Below are 22,175 nucleotides of genomic sequence, written 5' to 3'. Positions count from 1 at the left end.
GGCTTCCTGTCAGGCCGGCGAAGATATCCGGGGAAATTTTGCTACTTCCCGCCCGCGGTGCGTGCTGCCTTCACGTCGGCGGCGGTGACCAGTTTGGCCTTGTTGTCCCAGGAGGTGCGCTCGTGGTTGGCGATGTCGGCGATGTCGGCATCGCTGAGGCTGGGGCCGAAGGGCGGCATGGCGCCGGGCCAGACCACGCCGTCGATCGGCTCGCCGGTCAGGCCGTTGAGAATCACCTGCAGGTGTCTGGTCGGGTTGTCATCCAGCACCACCTTGTTGCCTTTCAACGGCGGGAAGGTCTGCGGCAGGCCCATGCCGCTGGCCTGGTGGCAGGCCGCGCAGTAGGTGGCGTAAGCGGTGGCGCCGCGTTCGGGGCTGTAGGCGTAAGGACCGGTCGGCGCCTTCGGGGCGCTGGCCTCGCCGGCGGCTGGCGGCGCCGCCTTGCTGACCGGGGGTGCGGCGGCCGGGGTGCCGGGCGCGCCCTCGATGTCCAGCACGCCGATCGCACCGATCATCGCGTGCGCCATGGAGTGATCCACGAACGGGTAGTGGCCGGGCTCGTCCAGGGTGAGGTCGAACACCGCGCCTTCGCCCGGGCCGACGGTATAGGTCGAAACGCCATCAATGGCCTGTGCCGGATTGCCGCCGGGATAGACCTTGTCGAAGATCGCGCCGATGACATGGAACGCGCTCCACAGGCTGGGCCCGGCGTTCACCATGTAGATGCGCACGCGCTCGCCGGCCCGGCCGGTCAGCGGATGGTCGCGGTACTGGAACGCCTTGCCGTTGAACACCACTTCGTCGGGGCGCATCTCCAGCATCTTGTCGTAGTTGCTGCCCATCAGCTTGCCGGCGATCTGCTGCGTGTACCACTCGCCTTGCACCAGCACGTAGCTCTTGTCCGCCGGCGGCAGCGGGGTAGCCGGGTCCACGATCATCGCGCCGTACATGCCGTTGGCGATGTGCAGCAGGGTGGGCGGCGTGCCGCAGTGGTAGAGGAAGGCACCGGCGACCTTGGCGACGAACGAGAAGGTGACGCTTTCGCCCGGCATGATTTCCACGTAGTGCAGGCTGGGTGGCGTGATCGCCGAGTGGAAGTCGATCGAGTGCTGCATCGTGCCGCGGTTGGTGAACACCAGGTTCACCGTCTGGCCTTCGCGCACGTGGATGGCGGGGCCGGGCACGCTCTTGCCGAAGGTCCACGCCTGGTATTCCACGCCGCTGGCGATCTCCACCTTGTCGTCGGTGGAATCGATATGGACGTCCACGCTGTTGCCGGTGGCCACCGGCGGCAGGGTCGCGTCGCGTGCCTCCTTGATCGGTTCGCTGGAGGCCAGCGACAGCGGCGTCACCGCGGCGGCGGCTGCGGTCGGCGAGGCCGACTTCACGTTGAGCGCGCTCTGCAGGCTGGCCAGCAGCAACGCGGCCAGGATCACGACGCCCGCCAGCGCCGGTGCCTGCACCCGCCAGGGCAGCGGCGTCAGGTCGACTGGCTCGATCGTTTCATGCCACCCCGAAACCTTGTGCCAGGCCGGCCAGCGTTTCTCGATGAGGTAGTCGACGCTGTACGGGCTGAGTCCGACGCGATAGTTGACGATGATCAGCGCGACGAAGATCAGCACGTAGCTGAGCGCCGAGCCGATGTTGGTCACGCCCACCGAGTACGGTCCGCCGAAACCTTCGGCCGTGCTCCAGATCAGCAGGCTGAAGAGGAGGCCGAGAACGCAGGTTACCTTGCGCGCGAAGCCGAAGATCAGGGCCAGCGCCAGCGTGGTTTCGGCGATGCGGGTCAGCCACACGAACAAGCCGACGTGGGGCGTCACCACGCCGATCCACAGGTTGAACCACCACGCCGACCACGCCGGCTGCCCCTCTGCCGCGTTGTGCAAATAGCCCACGTAATGCGCGGCGAAGCTATCCATCCAGGTGAGCGCGGCGCCCACCAGCCAGATCAGGCCGAACGCCACACGCAGCGCGGTGGCGGCCATGACGGGCCAGGCGGAATGGGAAGGGGTACGACCGTTTGAGTCGATCATTCGAAACCTCACGGGTACGGGCAGGAGTCGGGATAAGCTGCGGGCGATGGATCGCGCCGGGCACAAGCATGATGACGACCATTACCTCGCACTTCGTCCGTCATGGCTGTGTCAAAAACGAAGGCGTGCGGAGGCGCATCGCATCTGCCATCGAACAAGGTACTCCCGTCCAGGTTGATCACGCCAACGCATGAGCCTTCGACGCGGGACGCATCGCATGATCCTGCGACGAGCTGATCACGGATCTGGCTTCGGGACGTCTGTTCTTCAGTGTGGAATCATCATGGCATCGACATCGGCGATGGGCGCCCGACGCGCTCGCATCATCAAGGTGGCCGCGGTCGACTACCGGGTGACCATCGAGAGCTGAGCTCGTGATCCCGCATGAAGTTCTCGCACGACGGAGCGGTTCCCATTCGGACGACGCAGGAAAATCCCGCTGAAGATTTCCAAGCCCACGCTTCACTCGGCCGCTGCGCTCCAGTAGCCGGTGGCGCGAATCCACTCCTTCGGCACCTGCCGGTGTTCGTCCAGCCATTGACGCATGGCGCGTGCGCGGCGGGACTCGGTGGCGATCCAGTAGAAGCTGTCTCCGGCCGGGATGGTCATCTGTTGCAGTGCCTGCTCCAGCAGCTGGCTGCTCGCGCCGGGGCGACCGTTGCGCTCCAGCCAGCGGACATTCGGCGAGGCCAGCGGTTGGCGATCGGCGGCTTCGGGAATTTCGATCAGTGTGTGGACGCGCGCCGACGCGGGCATCTCTTCCAGCCATCGGCCGATCGCGGGGAGCGCGGTTTCGTCACCGATCAATACGTAGTGCTCGAAGTCATCGGCGACCACGAACGAGCCGCGAGGGCCGCCCGCGCCGAGCTGCTGACCCGCGACCGCTTGTTCCGCCCAGGCGGAGGCAGGGCCATCGCCATGCAGCACGAAGTCGACGGTCAGTTCGTTGCGCTCGGCGTCGAACCGGCGCGGGGTGTAGTCGCGCATCGCCGAGTATTCGCGGCCGGACGGATAGCTGGGGCCATTGGGACCCATGACCGGCGGCACGATGTCGCCCTGGCTGTTGGGGAAGAACAGCTTCACGTGGTCGTCGGGCGCGGCGCTGACGAAGCCGCGCAATTCTTCGCCGCCGAACGTCACGCGCTGCATGTGCGGGCTCAGTCGCTGCACCTGGGTCACTTGCAGCATGCGTTTGACCAGGTCGTGTCGCAACTTGTGATGGGTATGGGATGACATCGTGGCTGTCTCCGTGGCATCGGTTGGGCGCGCTGGCGATGGCTGGCGCAGGGGAGGAGGTTCTCAGCCGGGCCGGTAGCCGGGTACGCGGCTACCGGCCCGCAGCATCTCGTGCAGGGTCGATGAGTTGTCGCGGCGCGAGTGACCCGGCGCAGAGCCCGATCACTCGCGGAGAGCGCCTGCGGCGATTTCGCGGGCCGCCCGCTCGAGCACGTCCGCGACCCGCTGTGCTTCGGCCTTGTCCCACTCGCTGCGCATCAGTAGTGCATGCTTCAGGGCGTGCATGGCCTTGCGCACCGCCATGGGTGCCGACATTTTCGCCGCCATGCGGGCACTGTGGCGGGTGCGTTCGGTCATCGCCTCGACCGCTTCGCGGTTTTCGTCGAGGAATTCGCGGCCGGCCTCGGTGATGGAGTAGAGCTTGCGATTGCCCTGTTCGAGCGCGACTTCCGCGTGGCCCATGTCCTCGAGCATGTTGAGGGTGGGATAGACGGCGCCGGGGCTGGGCGTGTAGTGACCGTGGAACATGTCCTCGATCATGCGGATCATCTCGTAGCCGTGGCGCGGCTGTTGCTCGATCAGCGCCAGCAGCAGCAGCTTCAGGTCGCCATGGCCGAACATGCGGCCACCGCCGCCGCCACGTCGCCCGCCGCCGCGCAGGCCTTCCCAGCCGCCGGGGAAATCCGCGTCGTGGCGTCCGCCGAAGCCGCCACGGCCCGCATGCCATTCGTGCGCATGCTCCCCGTGTGCGACCCCGCATGGATCGAAATGATGATGGTGGTGATGACGCTCCCGCAGGGCGTCCAGCAGTCGATGATGCAGGCGCATGGGCAGATTTCGATATATCGAAAGAGTGTCGGACGATACATCTTTAGATATATCTAAATCAATACTTGAGCAAGCGTGCTGGCGGAATCCGGCCATCGACCGGGCCGGATCAGGTGCGCGCGTTACATGTCGGAGCGAATGACCAGGCGGCCTGCGGCCAATCCTCAATAGCTCTTGCCGCGCGCCGACACCGGCCAGACCACCTCGACCTTGCCGTGGCGTACGCCGACGTACCAGTCGTGCAGGTTGCAGGTCGGGTCGCAATGGCCGGGAACGAGTTTCAGCTTTTCGTTGATGCGCAGGACGTCGTTCACGTCCGCGATCACGCCGTGCTCGTCCGAGGCGCCGAGGTAGCGCACGTCGTCGCGGCCGTGGATGACGGGCAGGCCGCTGTCCAGCGACATCGACTTGAGGCCGGCATCGCACACGGCCTGGCCGGGCTTGGCGTGGCTCATCACCGAGGTCAGGACGAACAGCGCGTTCTCCCATTCGCCTTGGTCGATGCGCCGGCCGTCGCTGTCGCGGATGCGTCCGTAGTCCGCGTCCATGAAGGCGTAGCTGCCGCATTGGAGTTCGTTGTAGACGCCCGATCCGGACTCGAAAGGATACGACCCCGTGCCGCCGCCGGTAACGAGTCGCGGGGGCAAGCCGGCCGCGTTCAGGCCATCGACGATGATCCTCACCATGGCGATGGCCTCGTCGAGTCTGGCCTTGCGGTCCGCGTAGTTTTCCAGATGCTGCATGGCGCCCTGGTAGGCCTGGATGCCGCCGAAAACCAGGGCCGGCGCTGCGTCGATGGCCCTGGCGATCGCGATCGCCTCGCCAGTGGTGGCCACCCCGCAGCGGCCTGCGCCGCAGTCGATTTCGACCAGGCATTCGAGAGTGCTGCCGTGTGTTTGCGCGGCGGCGGAAAGCTCGGCCACGTTGGCTTCGTCGTCGACGCAGATGATGATGCGCGCGCCGTGATGCGGCAGGCGGGCGAGCCGATCGATCTTGGCCGGGTCGCGCACCTGGTTCGACACCAGGATGTCGCGAATGCCGCCACGAGCGAAGGCCTCGGCTTCGGACACCTTCTGGCAGCACACGCCCACCGCGCCACCCAGGCGTTCCTGCAGCTTCTGCACGTCGACCGATTTGTGCATCTTGCCGTGGCTGCGGTGGTGCATGCCGTGCGCTTTCGCGTAGTCGCCCATCTTCACGATGTTGCGCTCCAGCGCGTCGAGATCGAGCACCAGGCAAGGCGTCTGGATGTCCGACTCGTCCATGCCGGGCAGGGCGGGGATGTCATAACCGACATCGCCATGGCTGGAATCTGTCCTCGCGTGCACGTGACTCTCCGCAGCTTTCGGTTGGTGGTGGGGATGGTCATGCGTCCGCGATGAGGATCGACTCGGCCGGCACATGTCCCGTCCCCGTTCGCGCTGAGCGTAGCCCGCGCGGCGGACGGAGTCGAAGCGCCGCCAGGCAGGGATCTCAGCCCGGCAGGATGTCTCGGATCCTGCGCCGCAACACGTCCAGTGAAAACGGTTTGGTCAACACGTGCATGTCCGGTTCGAGGTTGCCGTTGCCGACGATGGAGTTCTCGGCGTAGCCGGTCATGAACAGGATTTTCAGTTGCGGGCGGGTGCTGCGTGCGGTGTCGGCCATCTGGCGACCGTTCATGGCGCCGGGCAGGCCCACGTCGGTGATCAGCAGGTCGATCGTGGTGCCGGTCTGCAGGATGTGCAGGCCGGCGCTGCCATCGCCGGCCTGCAGGACGGTGTAGCCGGCATCGGCCAGGACTTCGCAGACCAGTTCGCGGATCGAGGGTTCGTCCTCGACCACCAGGATCGTCTCGCTTTGCGGCGGCGCTTCGGCCAGGCGCGCCGGCTGCGTGGTTTCAGGGTCGACGGCGGGCTCGTGATGGCGGGGCAGGTAGATGCACAGGGTGGAGCCGGTGCCCGGTTCGGAATAGATGCGCGCCTGGCCGCCGGACTGGCGGGCGAAGCCGTAGACCATCGACAGGCCCAGGCCGGTGCCCTGGCCGATCGCCTTGGTGGTGAAGAACGGGTCGAAGGCGCGGGCGATGACCTCGGGTGTCATGCCGCTGCCGTTGTCGGTGACGCTGAGCGAGACGTACTGGCCCGGTTCGAGTTCGCAGGCCGCCGCCGCGTATTCGTCCAGCGAGCGGTTGGCCGTCTCGATGGTGAGGCGACCGCCGTCCGGCATCGCGTCGCGCGCGTTGATGCACAGGTTGAGCAGGGCGCTTTCCAGCTGCGGCGGATCGACCAGGCTGGGCCACAGGCCACCGGCACCGACCACTTCCAGCTGGATCGCCGGACCGATGGTGCGGCGGATCAGCTCTTCCATGCCGGCCACCAGCCGGTTGATGTCGGTGGAGCGCGGATCGAGGGTCTGCTGACGGGAAAAGGCCAGCAGACGCTGGGTCAGCGAGGCGGCCCGGCGCACTGCCGTTTCGCCGAGCGTGAGGTAGCGCGGCACGTCCTCGATCTTGCCCTGGTCGAGCTTTGCCCGCGCCGCTTCCATCGCGCCCATGATGCCGCCGAGCAGGTTGTTGAAGTCGTGCGCGAGGCCGCCGGTGAGCTTGCCCACGGCTTCCATCTTCTGCGACTGGCGCAAGGCGGCCTCGGTGCGCGCCAGCGATTCGGCGGCTTCCTTGTCGGCCGTGATGTCGCGCGCGCTGCAGTAGACCTTGTCGTCTTCGGGAATGGCCACCCACGACAGCCAGCGGTAGCCACCACCGGCGTGGCGGTAGCGATTCTCGAAGCACAGCGCCGGTTCGCCTAGCTCGATGGCGCGGGCGAACGCCAGCCGGTTGCGGGCCAGGTCGTCGGGATGCAGGAAGTCGAAGAACGGGGTGCGCGCGATGGTCTCCTCCGGCCAGCCCAGCACCGATTGCCAGGCGGGGTTGGACAGCTCGAAGATGCCCTCGGCATTGAGTACGCCCATGAGGTCGGTGCTCAGCTGCCAGGTGCGCGCGCGACCGTGCATGCGTCGGGCGACTTGCAGCTCCAGGTTGGCATTGAGCATACGCAGGCGCGCCTCGCTGGAACGCAGCGCGTTTTCCGCCAGCGCGCGTTCGGTGACGTCGGTGCCTTCGACGAAGATGCCGGTGACTTCGCCCAGCGCATTCCTGATTGGCTGGTAGACGAAGTCCAGGTAGCGCTGGCTGATCGGCGCACCGGGTGCCGGCTGCATCGCGAACGGCGTCGCCATTGCCACGTAGGGCTCGCCACTGTCATAAACGGTATCGAGCAGGCCCACAAAACCCTGGGCGGCCGCGTCGGGCAGGGCCTCGGCCACCGAACGGCCGAGCACGTTGCGTTCGCCGATCAGGCGGACGTAGCTGGGGTTGGTCAGCTCGAAAATGTGTTCGGGTCCGCGCAGCAAGGCCATGAACGACGGCGTCTGTTCGAACAGTTCGGCCAGGCGCTGGCGCTCCTCCACCGCGCGGCGGGACACCAGCACCTGCTCGGTGGTCTCGGTGCACACCACCAGCACGCCGCCCACGCCGCCGGGCGCGGATTCGTCGTCGATGGGGCTGTAGCTGTAGGTCCAGTAGGTGTCCTCGTCGCGACCATTGCGCTGCAGGACCAGATGCTGGTTCTCGTGCCAGGTGGCGCTGCCGCCGGCCATCACCTGACTGACCTGGGCGCCGATGTCCGTCCAGATCTCCGGCCATACCTGGCGACCGGGCAGGCCGAGCGAGCAGGGATGGCGCTCGACGGTAAGCGTCTGCGCGTAGGCGTCGTTGTAGAACCAGATTGCCTCGCTGCCCCAGAACATGCCCATCTGGTGGCGCGAATTGAGCATCAGCCGGATGGCGGTACGCAGTGCCTGGGGCCACAGCTGCGGCTTGCCCAGCGGATGCGATGCCCAGTCGTGGGCACGCATCAACGCACCCATTTCGTCGCCGCCCGCCAGAAATGAAGCATCCGCCATGAAGTCAGACCATTCGGGTCAGAAAAGCTGCTGCAGGTGGCAGGCTACCATCGCTGCGGCACGGGTGTGAATGCAATCGGGTTGCTTGGCCCAGGGCTGGTGGGTTCTTCACGACAAAAAAAACCGGCGCGTCGTCACGCGCCGGGACCGGGCCATCTGGACGCCCGGCATCAGTCGCGCGATTTGGCCACCACGCTGCCGTCATCCGGATCGACCAGCAGGTCGACGTCGTGGCCGTGCGAGGTTTCCGCATCGGCGCTCCACAGGCCGTGTTCGTATTCCACGTCGTGGATCTTCTGGTACCCGGCGGCGGCCAGCTTGGCGCTGACTTCGTCCTTGTCCAGTTTCGAGGGCGCGTCATCGACATAGACCTTGCCGTTGACCGGCCCCACCGCCAGCTTCACCCACTGCTTGTTGCCGCCGCGGGCCTTGCCGTGCCAAACGCCGTCCTTGAACTTCAGGCCCTTCACTTCCTTGTAGCCGGCATCGGCGACCGCGGTCTTGATCGCGTCCTCGCTCAACGCGCCGCTGGGTGGCTGCGTGGTCCAGGTGGAAACCGTGGTGGTGGTCTGCGTGGTCGTGGTCGCCGACTGGCTGGTGGCGGGCATCTCCTGCGCGAAGGCCGCACCGCAAACCGACAATCCGATCAACAGGGGAAGCAGGCGCTTGATCATGGTGAACTCCTTGGGCTGTTGAGTACGAACGGTGTCGTCGGCGCACCGGGTGAAGGTTCAAGACGTGCAGGTCCGGATCCGATCCGCTGGCCGACTCGACACGCCGAGGGAAGCACCGCGTCGGGAACGGCGGCGTGAAAAGAGGCGTGATCTCCGGGTGAAGGCACGGTTGCGGTTCACGTTCGGCCACCCCGCACGCTTGCCGTCAACGCAACCCCATCCAGGCATGGCGCGCGAGCTGGTTCCAGCCATCGTCGGCCCAGTAGAAACTGACCACGCCATGCATCGCGACGATCAGGCCGGCGCCGAGCAGGGTGGCGGGATGGATGCGCCTGAGCGTGAAGAGGTCGAAGCTGGCCAGTGGCAACAGCAGCAACACGTAACCGCGCACGCCGGCTTCCCAGAATCCGGGCAGGCCCAGGTCCGGCAGCCAGCGCATGCGATCCAGCGCGGCCTGCACGAGCACGAAGGTGGCCAGGGTCATCAGCCGCTTGTGCCAGCCCGCCTGTCGCCGGGCGAGCACGGCGCCGATGAAGAAGACCGGAAAGACCACCAGCGTCCCGAGCTGGATCAACAGCGGCTTGACCAGGAACGGCGCCTCGTCCGGCGTGTATTGCTGCAGGGCGGCGACGGTGGCGACGCCCATCGATATCCAGACGGCACTGGCCCAGCCGGTCGCCAGCCAGCCCATCTGTCGATGCCGGCGCAGGTTGCCCCGGGTGACCAGGCCAGCCTGCGCGGTGTAGAGCAGCAGCCAGCCCATCATGACGGCGCCGTGGACGTGCACGATCGGCGGAATGCGGAACTCACCCGCGAAGGCCGCCTGGAAGCTCGGCACGAAGCCGACGAGGGCAAGCAGGATGCACCAGACGCCGATGCCGACGAAGAAATGGTGGGCCACGCCCGGATTTGGCGCGGTCGCGAATGCCCTCCGGGGCCGCGGCGCGGGTCCCGCGTCAAGGCTTGTTCCGGTGTTCCAGCCGTCGGCTTGCATGATGCGTCTCCCGATGCGTTTGAACGAACGGTACGACGCTACAATCGAGCCGCAACGGGGGCCTGAGGAACGTCTTAATTTTCGCGCAGGATTGGCGGAGGGCGGCAGTGAGCGAGGTGGCAAGCATCCGGATCGGCGCGTGGACGGCGCACCCCGACCTCAACCTGCTCGAACGCGACGACCGGTCGATCCGCGTCGAGCCGCGCGCCATGGACGTGCTGGTCGTGCTGGCCCGGCAGGACGGGGCGGTCGTCTCGATCGACGAACTGATGGCGCAGGTCTGGAAGGGCGTGGTGGTGGGCGAGGGATCGGTTTACGTCGCCATTCGCCAGTTGCGGCAGGTCCTCGACGATGCTGATGACGGCGCGCGTCACATCGAGACGATTCCCAAGCGTGGTTATCGGCTGACGGTCCCGGTGGAGGTGATTGGAGCCACCCCGCATTCGGTGCCGGCCGTTCGCCCGGCACCGGCGGATGGTGCGAAGACGCACCGCCCGGGGTGGATCACCGCCTTGCTCGGCGTCGCGCTGATCGGCCTTTCGCTGTTGGCGCTGTTCGCGCTGAACTTCCATCGCGACGCACGCAGCGTGGCGGCACCGTCGGTTGCCGTGCTCCCGTTCGAGAACCTTTCCTCCGATCCCGAGCAGGCCTATTTCGCCGACGGGATCACGACGGAGCTGCTGGACGCGTTGTCACGTGTTCGCGGCCTGCGCGTGACCGGGCGCGCGTCGTCGTTCCGGTTCAGGGACAGCAGCGACGACCTGCGCACGATCGGTGCCGCGCTGGGCGTCGACCACATCCTGCGCGGCAGCGTGCGCAAGGCCGGCAATCGAGTGCGCATCAGCGCGCAGCTGAGCGATGCGCGCAGCGGTGACCAGCTGTGGTCACAGACCTACGAGCGCAAACTCGACGACATTTTCGTGATCCAGGACGAGATCGCCCGATCCGCGGCCGATGCGCTGCAGGTCAGGCTCGGCGTGGGCGATCTGTTCGGCGTCGGCAACGTGGGGCGTGTACCGGGCATGACGCGCAATGTCGCCGCCTATGACGAATACCTGCGCGGCATGGAACTCACCGTGGATTCGACGCCGGAGGCGCAGGCCCAGGCCATCGCGCACATGCAGCGTGCCGTCGCGCTCGATCCGCAGTTCTCGATCGGCTGGGCGGGACTCCACACGGCCTGCATCAATGGCGCCTTCGTCGTCCCCGCGCGCGCCGCCGAATGGCGCCAGCAAGCCGCGATGGCGCTTGAGCGAGCAAGCACGCTGACGCCGGACGCGCCGCAGGTGTTGCTGGAAAGCGGCATCGCCGAATCGCGGCGCGGCCACTGGTTGAAGGCCGCGTCCGTGTTTGAACAGCTGCAGGCGGCTTATGCCCGGTACGGGATGGCCAACCAGGCGCACGCGCCGCGTGGCGTTTTCCTGCTTGAGGTCGGTCGCGTGCATGAAGCCATCCTCGAGCTCGAGCGCGCACGGGCCGAAGACCCGTTCGTTGTCGAGTTTGCGGGCTTCCTGGGTTCGGCCTACCTGGCTGACGGCAACCCCGCCGGCGCGCTTGCCGAGGTCGACCGTGGCCGCAAGCTCAAGGGCTTCGAGTTGCCCCTGCTCAGGGCCGGCCTGATCGCCGCGCTCACCACGCGGAACCGGGCGGAGATCGACAGACGCCTGGCCTCGATACCCGACAGCGCCGCGGACTTTCGCCTGGACCACGCGATGGCGAAGTTCCTCGATGCACCCGCCGGTGCGGCGAACGCGCTTCGCCGCGCTGCTGCTGCCCCCGATCCCGCCGACATGCTGATCTGGTGGGCTGCCTACTATCACCAGCCGGAACTGGCACTCGACCTGCTGGCGAAAGCTGCGCCGGAGATGGGCGACACGGCGCCGTTATGGCAACCGTTGCTGCGCGACGTGCGCAAGCTGCCCGGCTTCAGGAAGATCGTGATCGACCTGGGACTGGTCGAATACTGGCGTGTCTACGGCTGGCCCGACTTCTGCCATCCGCTCGGCGCCGATTTCGTCTGCGAATAGAGCTGCGCTGACGACCATCGCGCGGAGTCGGATGCACCGTGCGCAGACGGCGCATCCGACTCCGCGATCGACTTAGCCTTCGCCCATGCCTTCGGCCGGTTCCGGCGCACTGCCGGCGCGCACCTTGTCCTCGATCTGCTGGCCAACGGTGGCGTCAACGTTCTTCCAGTACGCGAAGGCGCGTTCCAGCACCGGGCTGCGCACGCCGCCGAGCAGACTGCCGGCGACCTGGTCGACGAACTGCGCGCGCTGGGCGTCGTTCCACACGTCGCGCACCAGGGTACCGGCTTGGCCGAAGTCGTCGTCCTTTGCGTGTAATGTATAGGCGCTGCGCACCATGTCGCCGTCGGCTTCCCAGCCGTTCTCGACCGCGCCAGTCTCGTCCGACCACGGGCGGCCGCCGCTGTTGGGTGCGTGCACCGGTGCGTTGCCGCTGTGGTGGTAGGCCATCTGGCCGTCGAACATGTACGTGTTCACCGGTACCTTGGGCTGGTTCACCGGCAGTTGATGGAAGTTGGTGCCGATGCGGTTGCGCTGCGCGTCGGCGTAGGCGAACGCCCGGCCCAGCAGCATCTTGTCCGGCGACAGGCCGATGCCCGGCACGGTGTTGCCCGGCGAGAACGCGGCCTGCTCGATCTGCGCGAAGAAGTTCTCCGGATTGCGGTTCAAGGTCATCGTGCCGACCTTGATCAACGGGTAGTCCTTGTGCGGCCAGACCTTGGTGAGATCGAACGGATTGAAGCGGTAGTTCTTCGCCTCGGCATACGGCATCACCTGCACCGACAGATCCCACACCGGGAAGTCGCCGCGTTTGATTGCGTTGAACAGGTCGGCGCGATGGAAGTCGGCGTTCTCGCCGGCCATCGCGGCGGCTTCGGCGTTGTTGAAGAAGGCCATGCCCTGGCGGGTGTGGAAGTGGTACTTCACCCAGAACTTCTCGCCGGCAGCGTTGATCCACATGTAGGTGTGCGAACCGTAGCCGTTCATGTGCCGCCAGGTGCGCGGCAGGCCGCGCTCGCCCATCACGTAGGTGACCTGATGGGCGGTTTCCGGATTGGACGTCCAGAAGTCCCATTGCATGTGGTTGTCGCGCAGGCCCGAGTCGGGCAGGCGCTTCTGGCTGCGGATGAAGTGCGGGAACTTGATCGGGTCACGCAGGAAGAACACCGGGGTGTTGTTGCCGACCAGGTCGTAGTTGCCTTCGTCGGTGTAGAACTTCAGCGAGAAGCCGCGCACGTCGCGCCAGGTATCCGGGCTGCCCGATTCGCCGGCCACGGTGGAGAAGCGAGCCAGCATGTCGGTCTTCGCGCCCTTCCGGAACAGCGCCGCTTTCGTATAGGCCGAAACGTCTTCGGAAATCTCCAGCACGCCGAATGCGCCGGCGCCCTTGGCGTGCGGCTGGCGCTCGGGCACCTTCTCGCGGTTGAAGTGCGCCATCTGTTCGAGGAAGTGCACGTCGTGCAGCAGGATCGGGCCGTTCGGGCCGATGGTCAGCGAATTGCGGTCGCTGACGGCGGGCGCACCGGAGCCGGTGGTGGAGTCGCCGTCGGGCTTGTTCGGGTCATGGGACATGGGGATTGCCTCCTTCGATGATGGCCAGCCGGGGTAACCCGATCGAGTCTGCCCTCATGCACCCAAACAAGCCATTCGGTTTTTCCGATCGGCACGATAGGCAGGGTCATCCCGGTCCGCGACCCGGCACCGGCTTTCACGGCCGCTGGCCGGAGGGATGGAGAAGAGGGGCGATCAGGAATATCGTGTAGGGCTGGTCGCCTGATTCTCCTGTTCCCCCACGATTCCCCAACCCAAGGAAATGCCATGACTACCAAAGCCTACGGCGCCCATGCTGCCGACAAGCCGTTGCAGTCCCTGGACATCGAGCGCCGCGCGCCCGGACCGCAAGATGTGCAGATCGAGATCGCCTACTGCGGCGTCTGCCATTCCGACCTGCATACCGTGCGCTCGGAGTGGGGCGGCACGCTCTATCCCTGCGTGCCCGGTCACGAGATCGTCGGCCACGTCAGCGCCGTGGGCCATGAAGTCACTGGCTTCAAGGTCGGCGACACCGTGGGCGTGGGCTGCCTGGTCGGCAGCTGCCAGCACTGCGCGGCCTGCGACGAGGGGCTGGAGCAGTATTGCGAGAACGGTTTCGTCGGCACCTACAACGGCCCCACGCCGGACGCGCCGGGACACACCTTGGGCGGCTATTCGCAGCGCATCGTGGTGGACAGGAAGTTCGTGCTGAAGATCCGTCATCCGGAAGAGCAACTGGCGGCGGTCGCGCCGCTGCTGTGCGCCGGCATCACCACCTACTCGCCCCTGCGGCACTGGAAGGTCGGTCCCGGCAGCAAGGTCGGCGTGGTCGGCATCGGCGGTCTGGGCCATATGGGCGTGAAGCTTGCCCACGCGATGGGCGCGCACGTGGTGGCGTTCACCACCTCGGACGGCAAGCGCCAGGCGGCGCTGGACCTGGGTGCGAACGAGGTGGTGGTGTCGCGCAATGCCGACGAGATGAAGGCGCACGCCAGCAGCTTCGACTTCATCCTCAACACCGTGGCCGCCAGCCATTCGCTGGATGCCTTCACCAGCCTGCTCAAGCGCGACGGCACCATGGTGCTGGTCGGCGTGCCGGAGCACCCGCATCCGTCACCGAACATCGCCAACCTGATCTTCAAGCGCCGCGCGATCGCCGGTTCGCTGATCGGCGGCATCGCCGAAACCCAGGAGATGCTGGATTTCTGCGCCGACAAGAGCATCGTCTCCGACATCGAGATGATCCGCGCCCAGCAGATCGACGAAGCCTACGACCGCATGGTCAAGGGCGAGGTGAAGTACCGCTTCGTGATCGACAACAGCTCGCTGGCCGGCTGATCCGTTGCGCTCCCTCCCCTGCACGCAGGGGAGGGTTGGGGTGGGGTCGCTCTTGCGGGGTCGTTCTTCTCACCCCCGCCAGTTCGCATGCCGCTCCCAGAATGCCACCGCCTGTCGATACGCCGCGCGATCCAGCGGCACGCCCGAGCCGCCTTCCTCCACGCCCAGCGCATTGCGCAGCATGGTGATCGGCACCATCGGAATCTCTTCCGGCTCGGCGGTGTAGAGGCAGCCCACCACGCCCCAGTCTGCGTCGATCGGCGCGCCTTCCTTTGCCAGCTGCTCGCGGCTGTAGAGGATCGGCAGCAGATAGTTCGCGACCGGCGGATCGATGCCTTCGAACCAGCGCACCAGCACCGGCAGTTCCTCGGTGCTGCGCGCCTCGTAGGCCGAACGCAGCAGGTGGCGATTGGCCTCGGTGATCGGCGTGGCGGTGCAGCGTGTGGACGTCCAGTTGCGATGCACGTGCAGCTTGCAGAACGGCGCGTAGCCGTCGAGTACGTGCAGCGGTGTTTCGGTGTCGAGGTGCCGCTCGAACTCCTCTGCGCTGCAATCCTGGATGGCGCTGCGGCGGCGGTCGCGCGGGAACAATCGGGTGCGCGCGAATGGCGTCAAGACGATGGACATGGCGTGTTCCAGCCAGCCCGTTCAGACGCGGCCGGTCACCGGGATCAGCGCACCGGTGATCGCGGAGGACTGTTCCGACAGCAGGAACACGATCACGTCGGCGAGTTGCTCCGGCCTGACCCAGCGGGAGAAGTCGGCCTTGGGCATGTCGGCGCGATTGGGTGCCGTGTCGATGATGCTGGGCAGCAGCGCGTTGACGGTGATGTCGCGTTCCTTCAGCTCCTCGGCCAGCGCTTCGGTGAAGCGCATCACGCCGGACTTGGATGCGGTGTAGGCGCCGACGCCTGCGCCCGCCTTCACGGCGGACGCCGCGCCGATGTTGATGATGCGGCCACCGGCCTGCAGGTGTTCCAGCGCGGCCTGGCTTGCCGCCACGGCGGTGCGCAGATTGACCCGATACAGCAGGTCCCAGGTATCCACGCTGCCGTCGGCGACGTTTTCGTAGCGGAAGGTGCCGGCGATATTGACCAGCGCGTCGAGGCCGCCGAGGGCAGCGGCCGCTGCGGTCATCGCCTGTTTCGCCGACTGCGGATCAGCCAGGTCGACGCCACCGAGACAGGTTGCCTGGGCAATGCCGCCGGCCGGCGGATCGGCCCGATCGATGGCCACCACCTTGGCACCGGCGTCGAGCGCCGCGCGCACCGCCGCCAGGCCGAGTGTGCCGAAACCGCCGGTGATTGCGATGCGTCGCTGCTTCAGTTGCATGGTGCTCTCCAGGGATGTCCACCGAACAGGATAGCCGCCCCGCCGGATGCCTGAAAGCGGCGCGGCATCGAGACATGCATGCCTTGCGTCAGGCCACGAACTGCAACCGCGCCAGCTCCGCATACAACCCGCCTTCGGCCAGCAGACTTTCGTGCGTGCCTTGCGCCACGATGCGGCCGCCGTCGAGCACCACGATGCGGTCGGCGCGTTGCACGGTGGCCAGGCGATGTGCGATCACCAGGGTGGTGCGGCCTTTCTCCAGACGCTCCAGCGCCTGCTGGATGGCCGCTTCGGACTGCGCGTCCAGCGCCGAGGTGGCCTCGTCGAGCAGCAGCAGCGGCGCGTCGCGCAGGATCGCGCGGGCGATCGCGATGCGCTGGCGCTGGCCGCCGGACAGGCGCACGCCGCGTTCGCCCATTTCGGCCTGGTAGCCGTCGTGCAGGGCGCTGATGAAGTCGTGCGCCTCGGCGGCGCGGGCGGCCTCATGCACTTCCTCGTCGCTGGCGCCGTCGCGGCCGAAACGAATGTTGTCGGCGGCGCTGCCACTGAAGATCACGGTTTCCTGGGGCACCAGCGCGATCGCGCCGCGCAGGTCGTCCAGCGTCACCGCGCGCAGGTCGACGCCGTCGAGGCTGATGCGGCCGGACTGTGGATCGTAGAAACGCAGCAGCAGCGAGAACACCGTGCTCTTGCCGGCACCGGATGGTCCGACCAGGGCGACGGTTTCGCCGGGGTGCACGTCCAGCGTGAAGTCGTGCAGCGCGGCGGTGTCGGGGCGGGTCGGGTAGTGGAAGCTCACCTGCTCGAAACGCAGCGCGCCGCTGAGCGGCCGGGGCAGGGCCAGCGGTTGCGCGGGCGCCACGATTTCGGGACGCTCGTCGAGCAGTTCGCCCAGCCGTTCCATCGCGCCGGCGGCACGCAGCACGTCGCCCCACACTTCGGACAGGCCGGCGACCGAGCCGGCGGCGAATACCGCGTACAGCACGAACTGCCCGAGCACGCCGGCATCCAGCGTGCCGGCCAGCACGTGGCGCGCGCCGGCCCACAGCACCAGGGTGATCGCGCCGAACACCAGCACGATCACCGCCATGGTCAGCAGTGCGCGCATGCCGATGCGCCGGCGCGCGGTGGCCAGCGCGCGCAGGATCGCGTTGCTGTAGCGGGTGCTTTCGATGTTCTCGCGGGCGTAGGCCTTCACCGCGGTGGAGGCGTTCAGCGTTTCGTTGGCGATCGCCGCGGCGTCGGCGAGGCGGTCCTGACTGGCGCGCGACAGCTTCTGCACGCGGCGGCCGAACACCAGGATCGGCAGCATCACCGCGGGGATCACCAGCGCGGTGAGGCCGGCCAGCGACGGCGCGGTCCATACCATCATGGCGCTGGCGCCGACCAGCATCACCACGCTGCGCAGTGCCACCGACACGCCCGAGCCGATCAGCGCCTGCACCACCTCGGTGTCGGCGCTGAGCCGCGACAGCAGTTCGCCGACGCGGCTGCGCTCGAAGAAGCCCACGTCGAGCCGGATCACCTGCGCGTACAGCGTCTGCCGCAGCGAGGCCAGCGCGCGCTCGCTGAGTAAGGTGATGCAGAAATAGCGGGCGGCGGTGGCGAAGGCGAGCACCAGCGCCACGCCGAACAGCGCGATGAAGGTCTCGTTGATGACTGCGTTGCTGGAGTGGCCGAAACCCTGGTCGATGATGTGGCGGAACGCCAGCGGCAGCACCAGCGACGCGCCCGAGGACAGGCCCAGGAACAGCAGCCAGCCCAGCGCCAGCACGCGATGGGGTTTCAGGAACGGCCACAGTCCGCGCAGCGCGCCGATGCGACGAGAAGGGCGGGGCGTGTCGGTGGTGGCGTCGCTCATGGGTACTCGCAGTTGGGGTCGGCAATGACGCGGGCAATGCCCTTCAAGGTGGGGCGTGGCACGGTCGATTCAATCGCGGTGACGTCGATCGCCCGCGCCGTTGCCGGCCGCGGCGCTCAATCCAGGCGTTTGGCGCTGCTGCGGCCCCGGCTGATGTCGCTGATGCGCAGGCAGGCTTCAGCGACGTGGCTGTCCGGCAGGCGCAATTCCAGTTCGACGCCGTCGGCGCCGAACGACTCGTGTTCGACCTCGGCCTGCAACTCCTTCAGGCGCGCCTTGAGCAGGGCGAGTTCGGCGAAGTCGCAACGCAGGGCCAGCCGTGCCATCGCCACGATCGGGGCGCGCTCGGCGCGGCGCAGGCATTCGGCGGCGGTGCCGCCATAGGCCCGCACCAGCCCGCCGGCGCCGAGCTTGATGCCGCCGTACCAGCGCGTCACCACCACGACCACGCCATCCATCTGCTGGCCCTCGATCGCCTGCAGGATCGGCCGGCCGGCGGTGCCGCCGGGCTCGCCGTCGTCGTTGAAGCGATAGTCCTGACCGATGCGGTAAGCCCAGCAATTGTGCGTGGCGGCGGGGTCGGCGACTTCGCGCAGGAAGTCCAGCGCCTGCCCGGGCGTCGTCACCGGGGCGGCGTTGGCAAGGAACCGGCTTTTGCGGATTTCTTCCTGATGAGCGCAGCGCTGGACCAGGGTCGACAGCGGTTCGCTCATGGTTCCTGCAATTGCGCCTGCAGCTCGGCTGGCAAGGGCCACTGCGGATGCGTCTGGCGGAATGCGCGCAGCCGCTGCAGCGCTTCGTCATGATGCCCTTGCGCGAACAGTTGGCGGATCTTGTCCAGCTCCTGCGCCGGCGTATCGCCGGGGCGGGCGGCGGTAGCCTGGTCGCTGGACGCAGCGCTGGGTGCAACCGGTTGCGCCGACTTGTCGAATGCGTCACTGGCTGCCGCATTGGCGGACGCTTCCTGCAGCGGTGCGGGCGGCGGTGGCGCGGGTGGCGCCGGTGGCGCGGGTGGTGGAGGCGGTGCGTACTGCACCTGCGGCGCGGGTGCGGCCACTTCGGCGAGCGGTGGGGGCGCAGCCATCGGTTTGGCCGCGGCCGCGCGTCGGGCCGACTGGAGTCGAGCCGACTGGACCGCGCTGTCCTGCTTCATCTTCTTCGCCGCGGACGCCTGCAGCGCGGCGCGCTGATCGGCGAGTCGGGGTGCCGGCTGTGCGGCGGGCGCGACCGTGCCCGCCAGCGGCGCGGACACTTCGTGCCTGGCCATGTTGGAGACGGTCGGGGCGGTCGCCTCCCGGGCGGCGGCCGGTGCCGATGGCGGCGGGCCGGATTCGCGCAGCTGCCACGCCAGGCCGGCCACCAGCACCAGGCTGGCGGCGCTGCCCAGGGTGATCAGCCAGGGCGGTGCGCGCCGGCGCCGCGGGGCGCCGTCGATCGAAGGAATCGCCTTTGCCGTGACGGCCGAAACCGGCTTCGGATGAACCCAGTCACCGGGCTCGCGGGGACCCTTGCGCCGCTCGGTAACGGTGGGGTTGCCGGATGGGGCGAGGGCCGCGGCGGCTGCACGCAACACCGCCGCATCCAGCGCGGGCGAAGGCTCGCTGCGCGGCAGCTCGCGATACAGCGCGGCCAGCTCGGCTTCGCCGGGCAGCGGCTCGTCGGCTGAGGGCGGATCGTTCGGGGGCAGGGGCGTGGTCATTCGGACAGCACTTCGCGTAATCGATTCATGGCATAGCGCAGGCGCGACTTCACCGTTTCGCGCCCGGCACCGGTGACCACGGCAATTTCCTCCAGGCTCAGCTCCTGCTCCAGCCGCAGCAGCACCGCGGTGCGCTGTTCGTCCGGCAACTGCTCGATCGCCAGCTGCAGGTTGCGTCGGCGTTCGAAGGCGGACAGCGCGTGGTCGGGCTGCTCGCGTTCGGGCGTGGCCAGGTTGGCCAGTGCCAGCTCGGCTTCGTCGCCATCGGCCATCGGGCGCTGGCGGCGGGTGCCGTCGATCATCAGGTTGTGGGCGATCTGCAGCAGCCAGGTACTGAACTTCGCCTGCGGCTGGTAGCGCTCGCGGGCGCCGATCACCCGGCTCCAGGTTTCCTGGAAGAGCTCGTCGGTGCGATGCGGATCGCGCACGCTGCGCAGCAGGAAGCGGTACAGCATGCCGCGATGACGCGCATACAAAGCCTCGAACGCGGCGAGGTCGCCACGGGCGTAGGCCAGCATCAGCAGGGCATCGGGATCGACCGCGGCATCCATGGAGTGCGAGGGTAAGGCAAATCGCCGGGGAGCGGGGAGGTTGTGATGTTTCCCGCGAAAAGCGTCACCCCCTCCCAACTTCCCCCTGCATGCAGGGGGAGGAGAAAGGGCTGGTGGTGCCGCGCTCATCCTGTCCGACAGATTTCGACGCCACGGCAAGGCTGCTCCCTCCCCTGCACGCAGGGGAGGGTTGGGGTGGGGTGCTCTTGCCGGTTCCAGTCCCGCTGCGCGGTGGTGGCCGGGGAAGGGCAGCGGGGAGAGCCTGCCCATGACCGCCACCGCCGCAGCGGGGCCGGAAACCTCAGCGCGCCGCGGTGTCGCTGGCGCCGTCATGACCGCGCGTGACCAGCCCGTTGGCCAGTTTCACCAGTTGCACGAAGCCGGCGCGGTAGCCGTCGGCATCGTCGCCGCGGGCGTCGCTGGCCAGTTTCGCGATCTGCGTGTAGTCGTAGCCGTCCAGGTATTTGCCGCCGCGCAGGGCGTCGGCGAAGGCGGCCACCGCGGCGGCGTAGCGCAGGCGTTCGCTGGCCTGTGCCTCGGCGTGCGCGGCGATCGGCTGTTCGATCAGCTTGCTGTCCGCTTGCCCCGGCAATTTGTAGCGCAGGCGCAGGAAGGCCAGTTCGTTGCCGCTTTCATCCGTGGCCACGTGTTTGCCGTAGCGCAGCGGATCGATGCGCGCGGCGTTCGAGCCTTTCGGGGTGATCTCGTAGATCGCGGTGACGTTGGCGCCTGCACCGATCTCGCCGGCGTCGACCTTGTCGTTGTTGAAGTCCTCGCGCTTCAGCATGCGCTTCTCGTAGCCGATCAGGCGATATTCCTGCACCTGCGCGGGATTGAACTCGACCTGGATCTTCACGTCCCTGGCGATCGTCAGCAAGGTGGCGGACATCTCGTCGACCAGCACGCGGCGGCCTTCCTGCAGGCTGTCGATGTAGTGGTGGCTGCCGTTGCCGACGTCGGCCAGCATCACCGCCATCGCGTCGTTGTAATTGTCCTGACCGAATCCCAGCGTGGTCAGCGCCACGCCGCTCTTGCGGTGGTCCTCGATGGTGGTCTTCAGCGCTTCCTGGTTGACCGTGCCCACGTTGAAATCGCCGTCGGTGGCCAGGATCACCCGGTTCACGCCGCCCTTGATGAAGCCCTGTTCGGCCTGCGCATAGGCCAGCTCGATGCCGGCGCCGCCGTTGGTGGAGCCGCCCGCCGACAGCCGGTCGATCGCCGCGTCGATGGTGGCGTGCTGGTCGCCCGCGGTGGAGGGCAGTACCACGCCGGCGTAGCCCGCATAGCTGACGATGGCCACGCGGTCCTGTTTGCGCAGTTGACGCACCAGCTGCTTCAGCGAGGCCTGCAGCAGGGGCAGCTTGTCCGCCTCGTCCATCGAACCGGAGGTGTCGATCAGGAACACCAGGTTCGAGGCGGGGATCTGCGCGGCCGGCACGCGGTAGCCCTGGATGCCGACCAGCAGCAATTGCCGCTTCGCGTTCCATGGTGCGGGTGCCAGCTCGGTGGTGACGCTGAACGGCTGCTCGCGACTCGCTGGCGGCGTGTAGCCGTAGTCGAAGTAGTTGATGAACTCCTCCGCCCGCACCGCGTCAGCCGGCGGCAACTGCCCCGCACTCAGCATGCGGCGCACGTTGGTGTACGAGCCGGTGTCGACGTCGATGCTGAAGGTGGACACCGGTTGCTCGCTGACCAGCTGCACCGGGTTGGTGTCGCGATGGGTGTAGTTCTCGGTATTGATGTCGCCCGGCAGCGGCTGCATCAAGGTCGGCGACGGCATGTAGGCCATGCGTTTGGCGCTTTGTGCGTTGAAGGACATCGCGGCGACCTCGGCCAGCGCCGGTGGCGCGGGCGGTGCCACGGGCATGGGTGCAGGCTGGCCGACGGTGGATGAAGCGCGATCGGCGGGACTGTCGGCTCGGGGACTGGGTTGCGCCTTGACCTGAGGGCTCGGTTGCCCGACCGGCGGGACGGGTGGCGTGGGTGCGCTGTCGTTCTTGCGCGCGGGGGTGTCGTTGGCGGGCCGCGACACGCTGCAGCCGGTGACGATCACCAGCAAGGCCAGCAGCAGGCTGCGCAACAGGGCTTTCAGTTTCATCGGGCGGTTCTCCTCTCCAGGTGGTG

Annotated in this window: 17 protein-coding genes; 2 read left to right on the top strand and 15 right to left on the bottom strand. The window is 67.5% G+C overall.

The genetic code is table 11. The features are described 5' to 3' along the window. Nucleotides 1-41: 41 nt before the first annotated feature. The 7 genes from ASD55_RS08700 to ASD55_RS08670 all read right to left on the bottom strand — a co-directional run bounded on the left by ASD55_RS08700 (nucleotide 42) and on the right by ASD55_RS08670 (nucleotide 9,617). The gene (locus ASD55_RS08700; protein ID WP_056765294.1) at nucleotides 42-2,036 is read right to left on the bottom strand and encodes a multicopper oxidase domain-containing protein; all 1,995 of its coding nucleotides are present in this window, start codon (nucleotides 2,034-2,036) and stop codon (nucleotides 42-44) included. Nucleotides 2,037-2,498: 462 nt separating this feature from the next. After that, nucleotides 2,499-3,272, bottom strand: a complete 774-nt coding sequence (locus tag ASD55_RS08695) for a siderophore-interacting protein (protein WP_056765291.1) — start codon at nucleotides 3,270-3,272, stop codon at nucleotides 2,499-2,501. Between the two features lie 162 nt (nucleotides 3,273-3,434). After that, a complete protein-coding gene (locus tag ASD55_RS08690) occupies nucleotides 3,435-4,100 on the bottom strand; it encodes a PadR family transcriptional regulator (protein ID WP_056718964.1) in 666 nt (221 codons plus the stop codon). A 164-nt stretch (nucleotides 4,101-4,264) separates the two neighbouring features. Beyond that, complete coding sequence (bhcC, locus tag ASD55_RS08685) at nucleotides 4,265-5,428, bottom strand: 3-hydroxy-D-aspartate aldolase BhcC (protein ID WP_056765289.1); 1,164 nt, start codon at nucleotides 5,426-5,428, stop codon at nucleotides 4,265-4,267. Nucleotides 5,429-5,573: 145 nt separating this feature from the next. Further along, nucleotides 5,574-8,042 carry a hybrid sensor histidine kinase/response regulator gene (locus tag ASD55_RS08680; protein ID WP_056765285.1) on the bottom strand — a complete coding sequence of 823 codons (2,469 nt, stop codon included), beginning with the start codon at nucleotides 8,040-8,042 and terminating at the stop codon, nucleotides 5,574-5,576. Between the two features lie 170 nt (nucleotides 8,043-8,212). Beyond that, nucleotides 8,213-8,716 (bottom strand): PepSY domain-containing protein, encoded by a 504-nt coding sequence (locus tag ASD55_RS08675; RefSeq protein ID WP_056718970.1) that lies wholly within the window; start codon nucleotides 8,714-8,716, stop codon nucleotides 8,213-8,215. Between the two features lie 205 nt (nucleotides 8,717-8,921). After that, a complete protein-coding gene (locus tag ASD55_RS08670; RefSeq protein ID WP_056765282.1) occupies nucleotides 8,922-9,617 on the bottom strand; it encodes a hypothetical protein in 696 nt (231 codons plus the stop codon). A 200-nt stretch (nucleotides 9,618-9,817) separates the two neighbouring features. Between ASD55_RS08670 and ASD55_RS08665 the strand changes: the two genes are divergently transcribed. After that, a complete protein-coding gene (locus ASD55_RS08665) occupies nucleotides 9,818-11,737 on the top strand; it encodes a winged helix-turn-helix domain-containing protein (protein WP_056765279.1) in 1,920 nt (639 codons plus the stop codon). 72 nt (nucleotides 11,738-11,809) lie between these two features. On the opposite strand, the gene ASD55_RS08660 is transcribed toward ASD55_RS08665, so the two are convergent. Next, entirely contained in the window at nucleotides 11,810-13,309 is a 1,500-nt protein-coding gene (locus tag ASD55_RS08660; RefSeq protein WP_056765276.1) for a catalase, read from the bottom strand. 246 nt (nucleotides 13,310-13,555) lie between these two features. Between ASD55_RS08660 and ASD55_RS08655 the strand changes: the two genes are divergently transcribed. Continuing rightward, nucleotides 13,556-14,608, top strand: coding sequence for an NAD(P)-dependent alcohol dehydrogenase (locus tag ASD55_RS08655; protein WP_056765273.1), 1,053 nt, complete (start codon nucleotides 13,556-13,558; stop codon nucleotides 14,606-14,608). 69 nt (nucleotides 14,609-14,677) lie between these two features. Here ASD55_RS08655 and ASD55_RS08650 read toward each other — a convergent pair whose 3' ends face one another. From ASD55_RS08650 to ASD55_RS08620, 7 genes are all read right to left on the bottom strand, one after another. Then, nucleotides 14,678-15,235, bottom strand: coding sequence for a DUF3228 family protein (locus ASD55_RS08650; RefSeq protein ID WP_056765271.1), 558 nt, complete (start codon nucleotides 15,233-15,235; stop codon nucleotides 14,678-14,680). A gap of 21 nt (nucleotides 15,236-15,256) precedes the next feature. Beyond that, entirely contained in the window at nucleotides 15,257-15,940 is a 684-nt protein-coding gene (locus ASD55_RS08645; RefSeq protein WP_056765268.1) for an SDR family NAD(P)-dependent oxidoreductase, read from the bottom strand. Between the two features lie 88 nt (nucleotides 15,941-16,028). Then, nucleotides 16,029-17,801 (bottom strand): ABC transporter transmembrane domain-containing protein, encoded by a 1,773-nt coding sequence (locus ASD55_RS08640; protein WP_056765266.1) that lies wholly within the window; start codon nucleotides 17,799-17,801, stop codon nucleotides 16,029-16,031. Between the two features lie 116 nt (nucleotides 17,802-17,917). Beyond that, nucleotides 17,918-18,514: a YigZ family protein gene (locus tag ASD55_RS08635; RefSeq protein WP_056765264.1), complete on the bottom strand. Its 597-nt coding sequence runs from the start codon at nucleotides 18,512-18,514 to the stop codon at nucleotides 17,918-17,920. Further along, the gene (locus ASD55_RS18410) at nucleotides 18,511-19,500 is read right to left on the bottom strand and encodes a hypothetical protein (protein ID WP_056765261.1); all 990 of its coding nucleotides are present in this window, start codon (nucleotides 19,498-19,500) and stop codon (nucleotides 18,511-18,513) included. Before ASD55_RS18410 ends, ASD55_RS08635 begins: the two co-directional genes overlap by 4 nt. Then, nucleotides 19,497-20,051: an RNA polymerase sigma factor gene (locus ASD55_RS08625; protein ID WP_056718990.1), complete on the bottom strand. Its 555-nt coding sequence runs from the start codon at nucleotides 20,049-20,051 to the stop codon at nucleotides 19,497-19,499. The genes ASD55_RS18410 and ASD55_RS08625 overlap by 4 nt, the downstream gene beginning before the upstream one ends. 301 nt (nucleotides 20,052-20,352) lie before the next feature. Continuing rightward, a complete protein-coding gene (locus ASD55_RS08620; protein ID WP_056765259.1) occupies nucleotides 20,353-22,149 on the bottom strand; it encodes a VWA domain-containing protein in 1,797 nt (598 codons plus the stop codon). Nucleotides 22,150-22,175 lie beyond the last annotated feature (26 nt).

Origin of the sequence: Rhodanobacter sp. Root561, from assembly GCF_001427365.1 — a bacterium.
GTDB lineage: Bacteria > Pseudomonadota > Gammaproteobacteria > Xanthomonadales > Rhodanobacteraceae > Rhodanobacter.
This window is presented reverse-complemented; position numbering and strand designations above follow the sequence as displayed.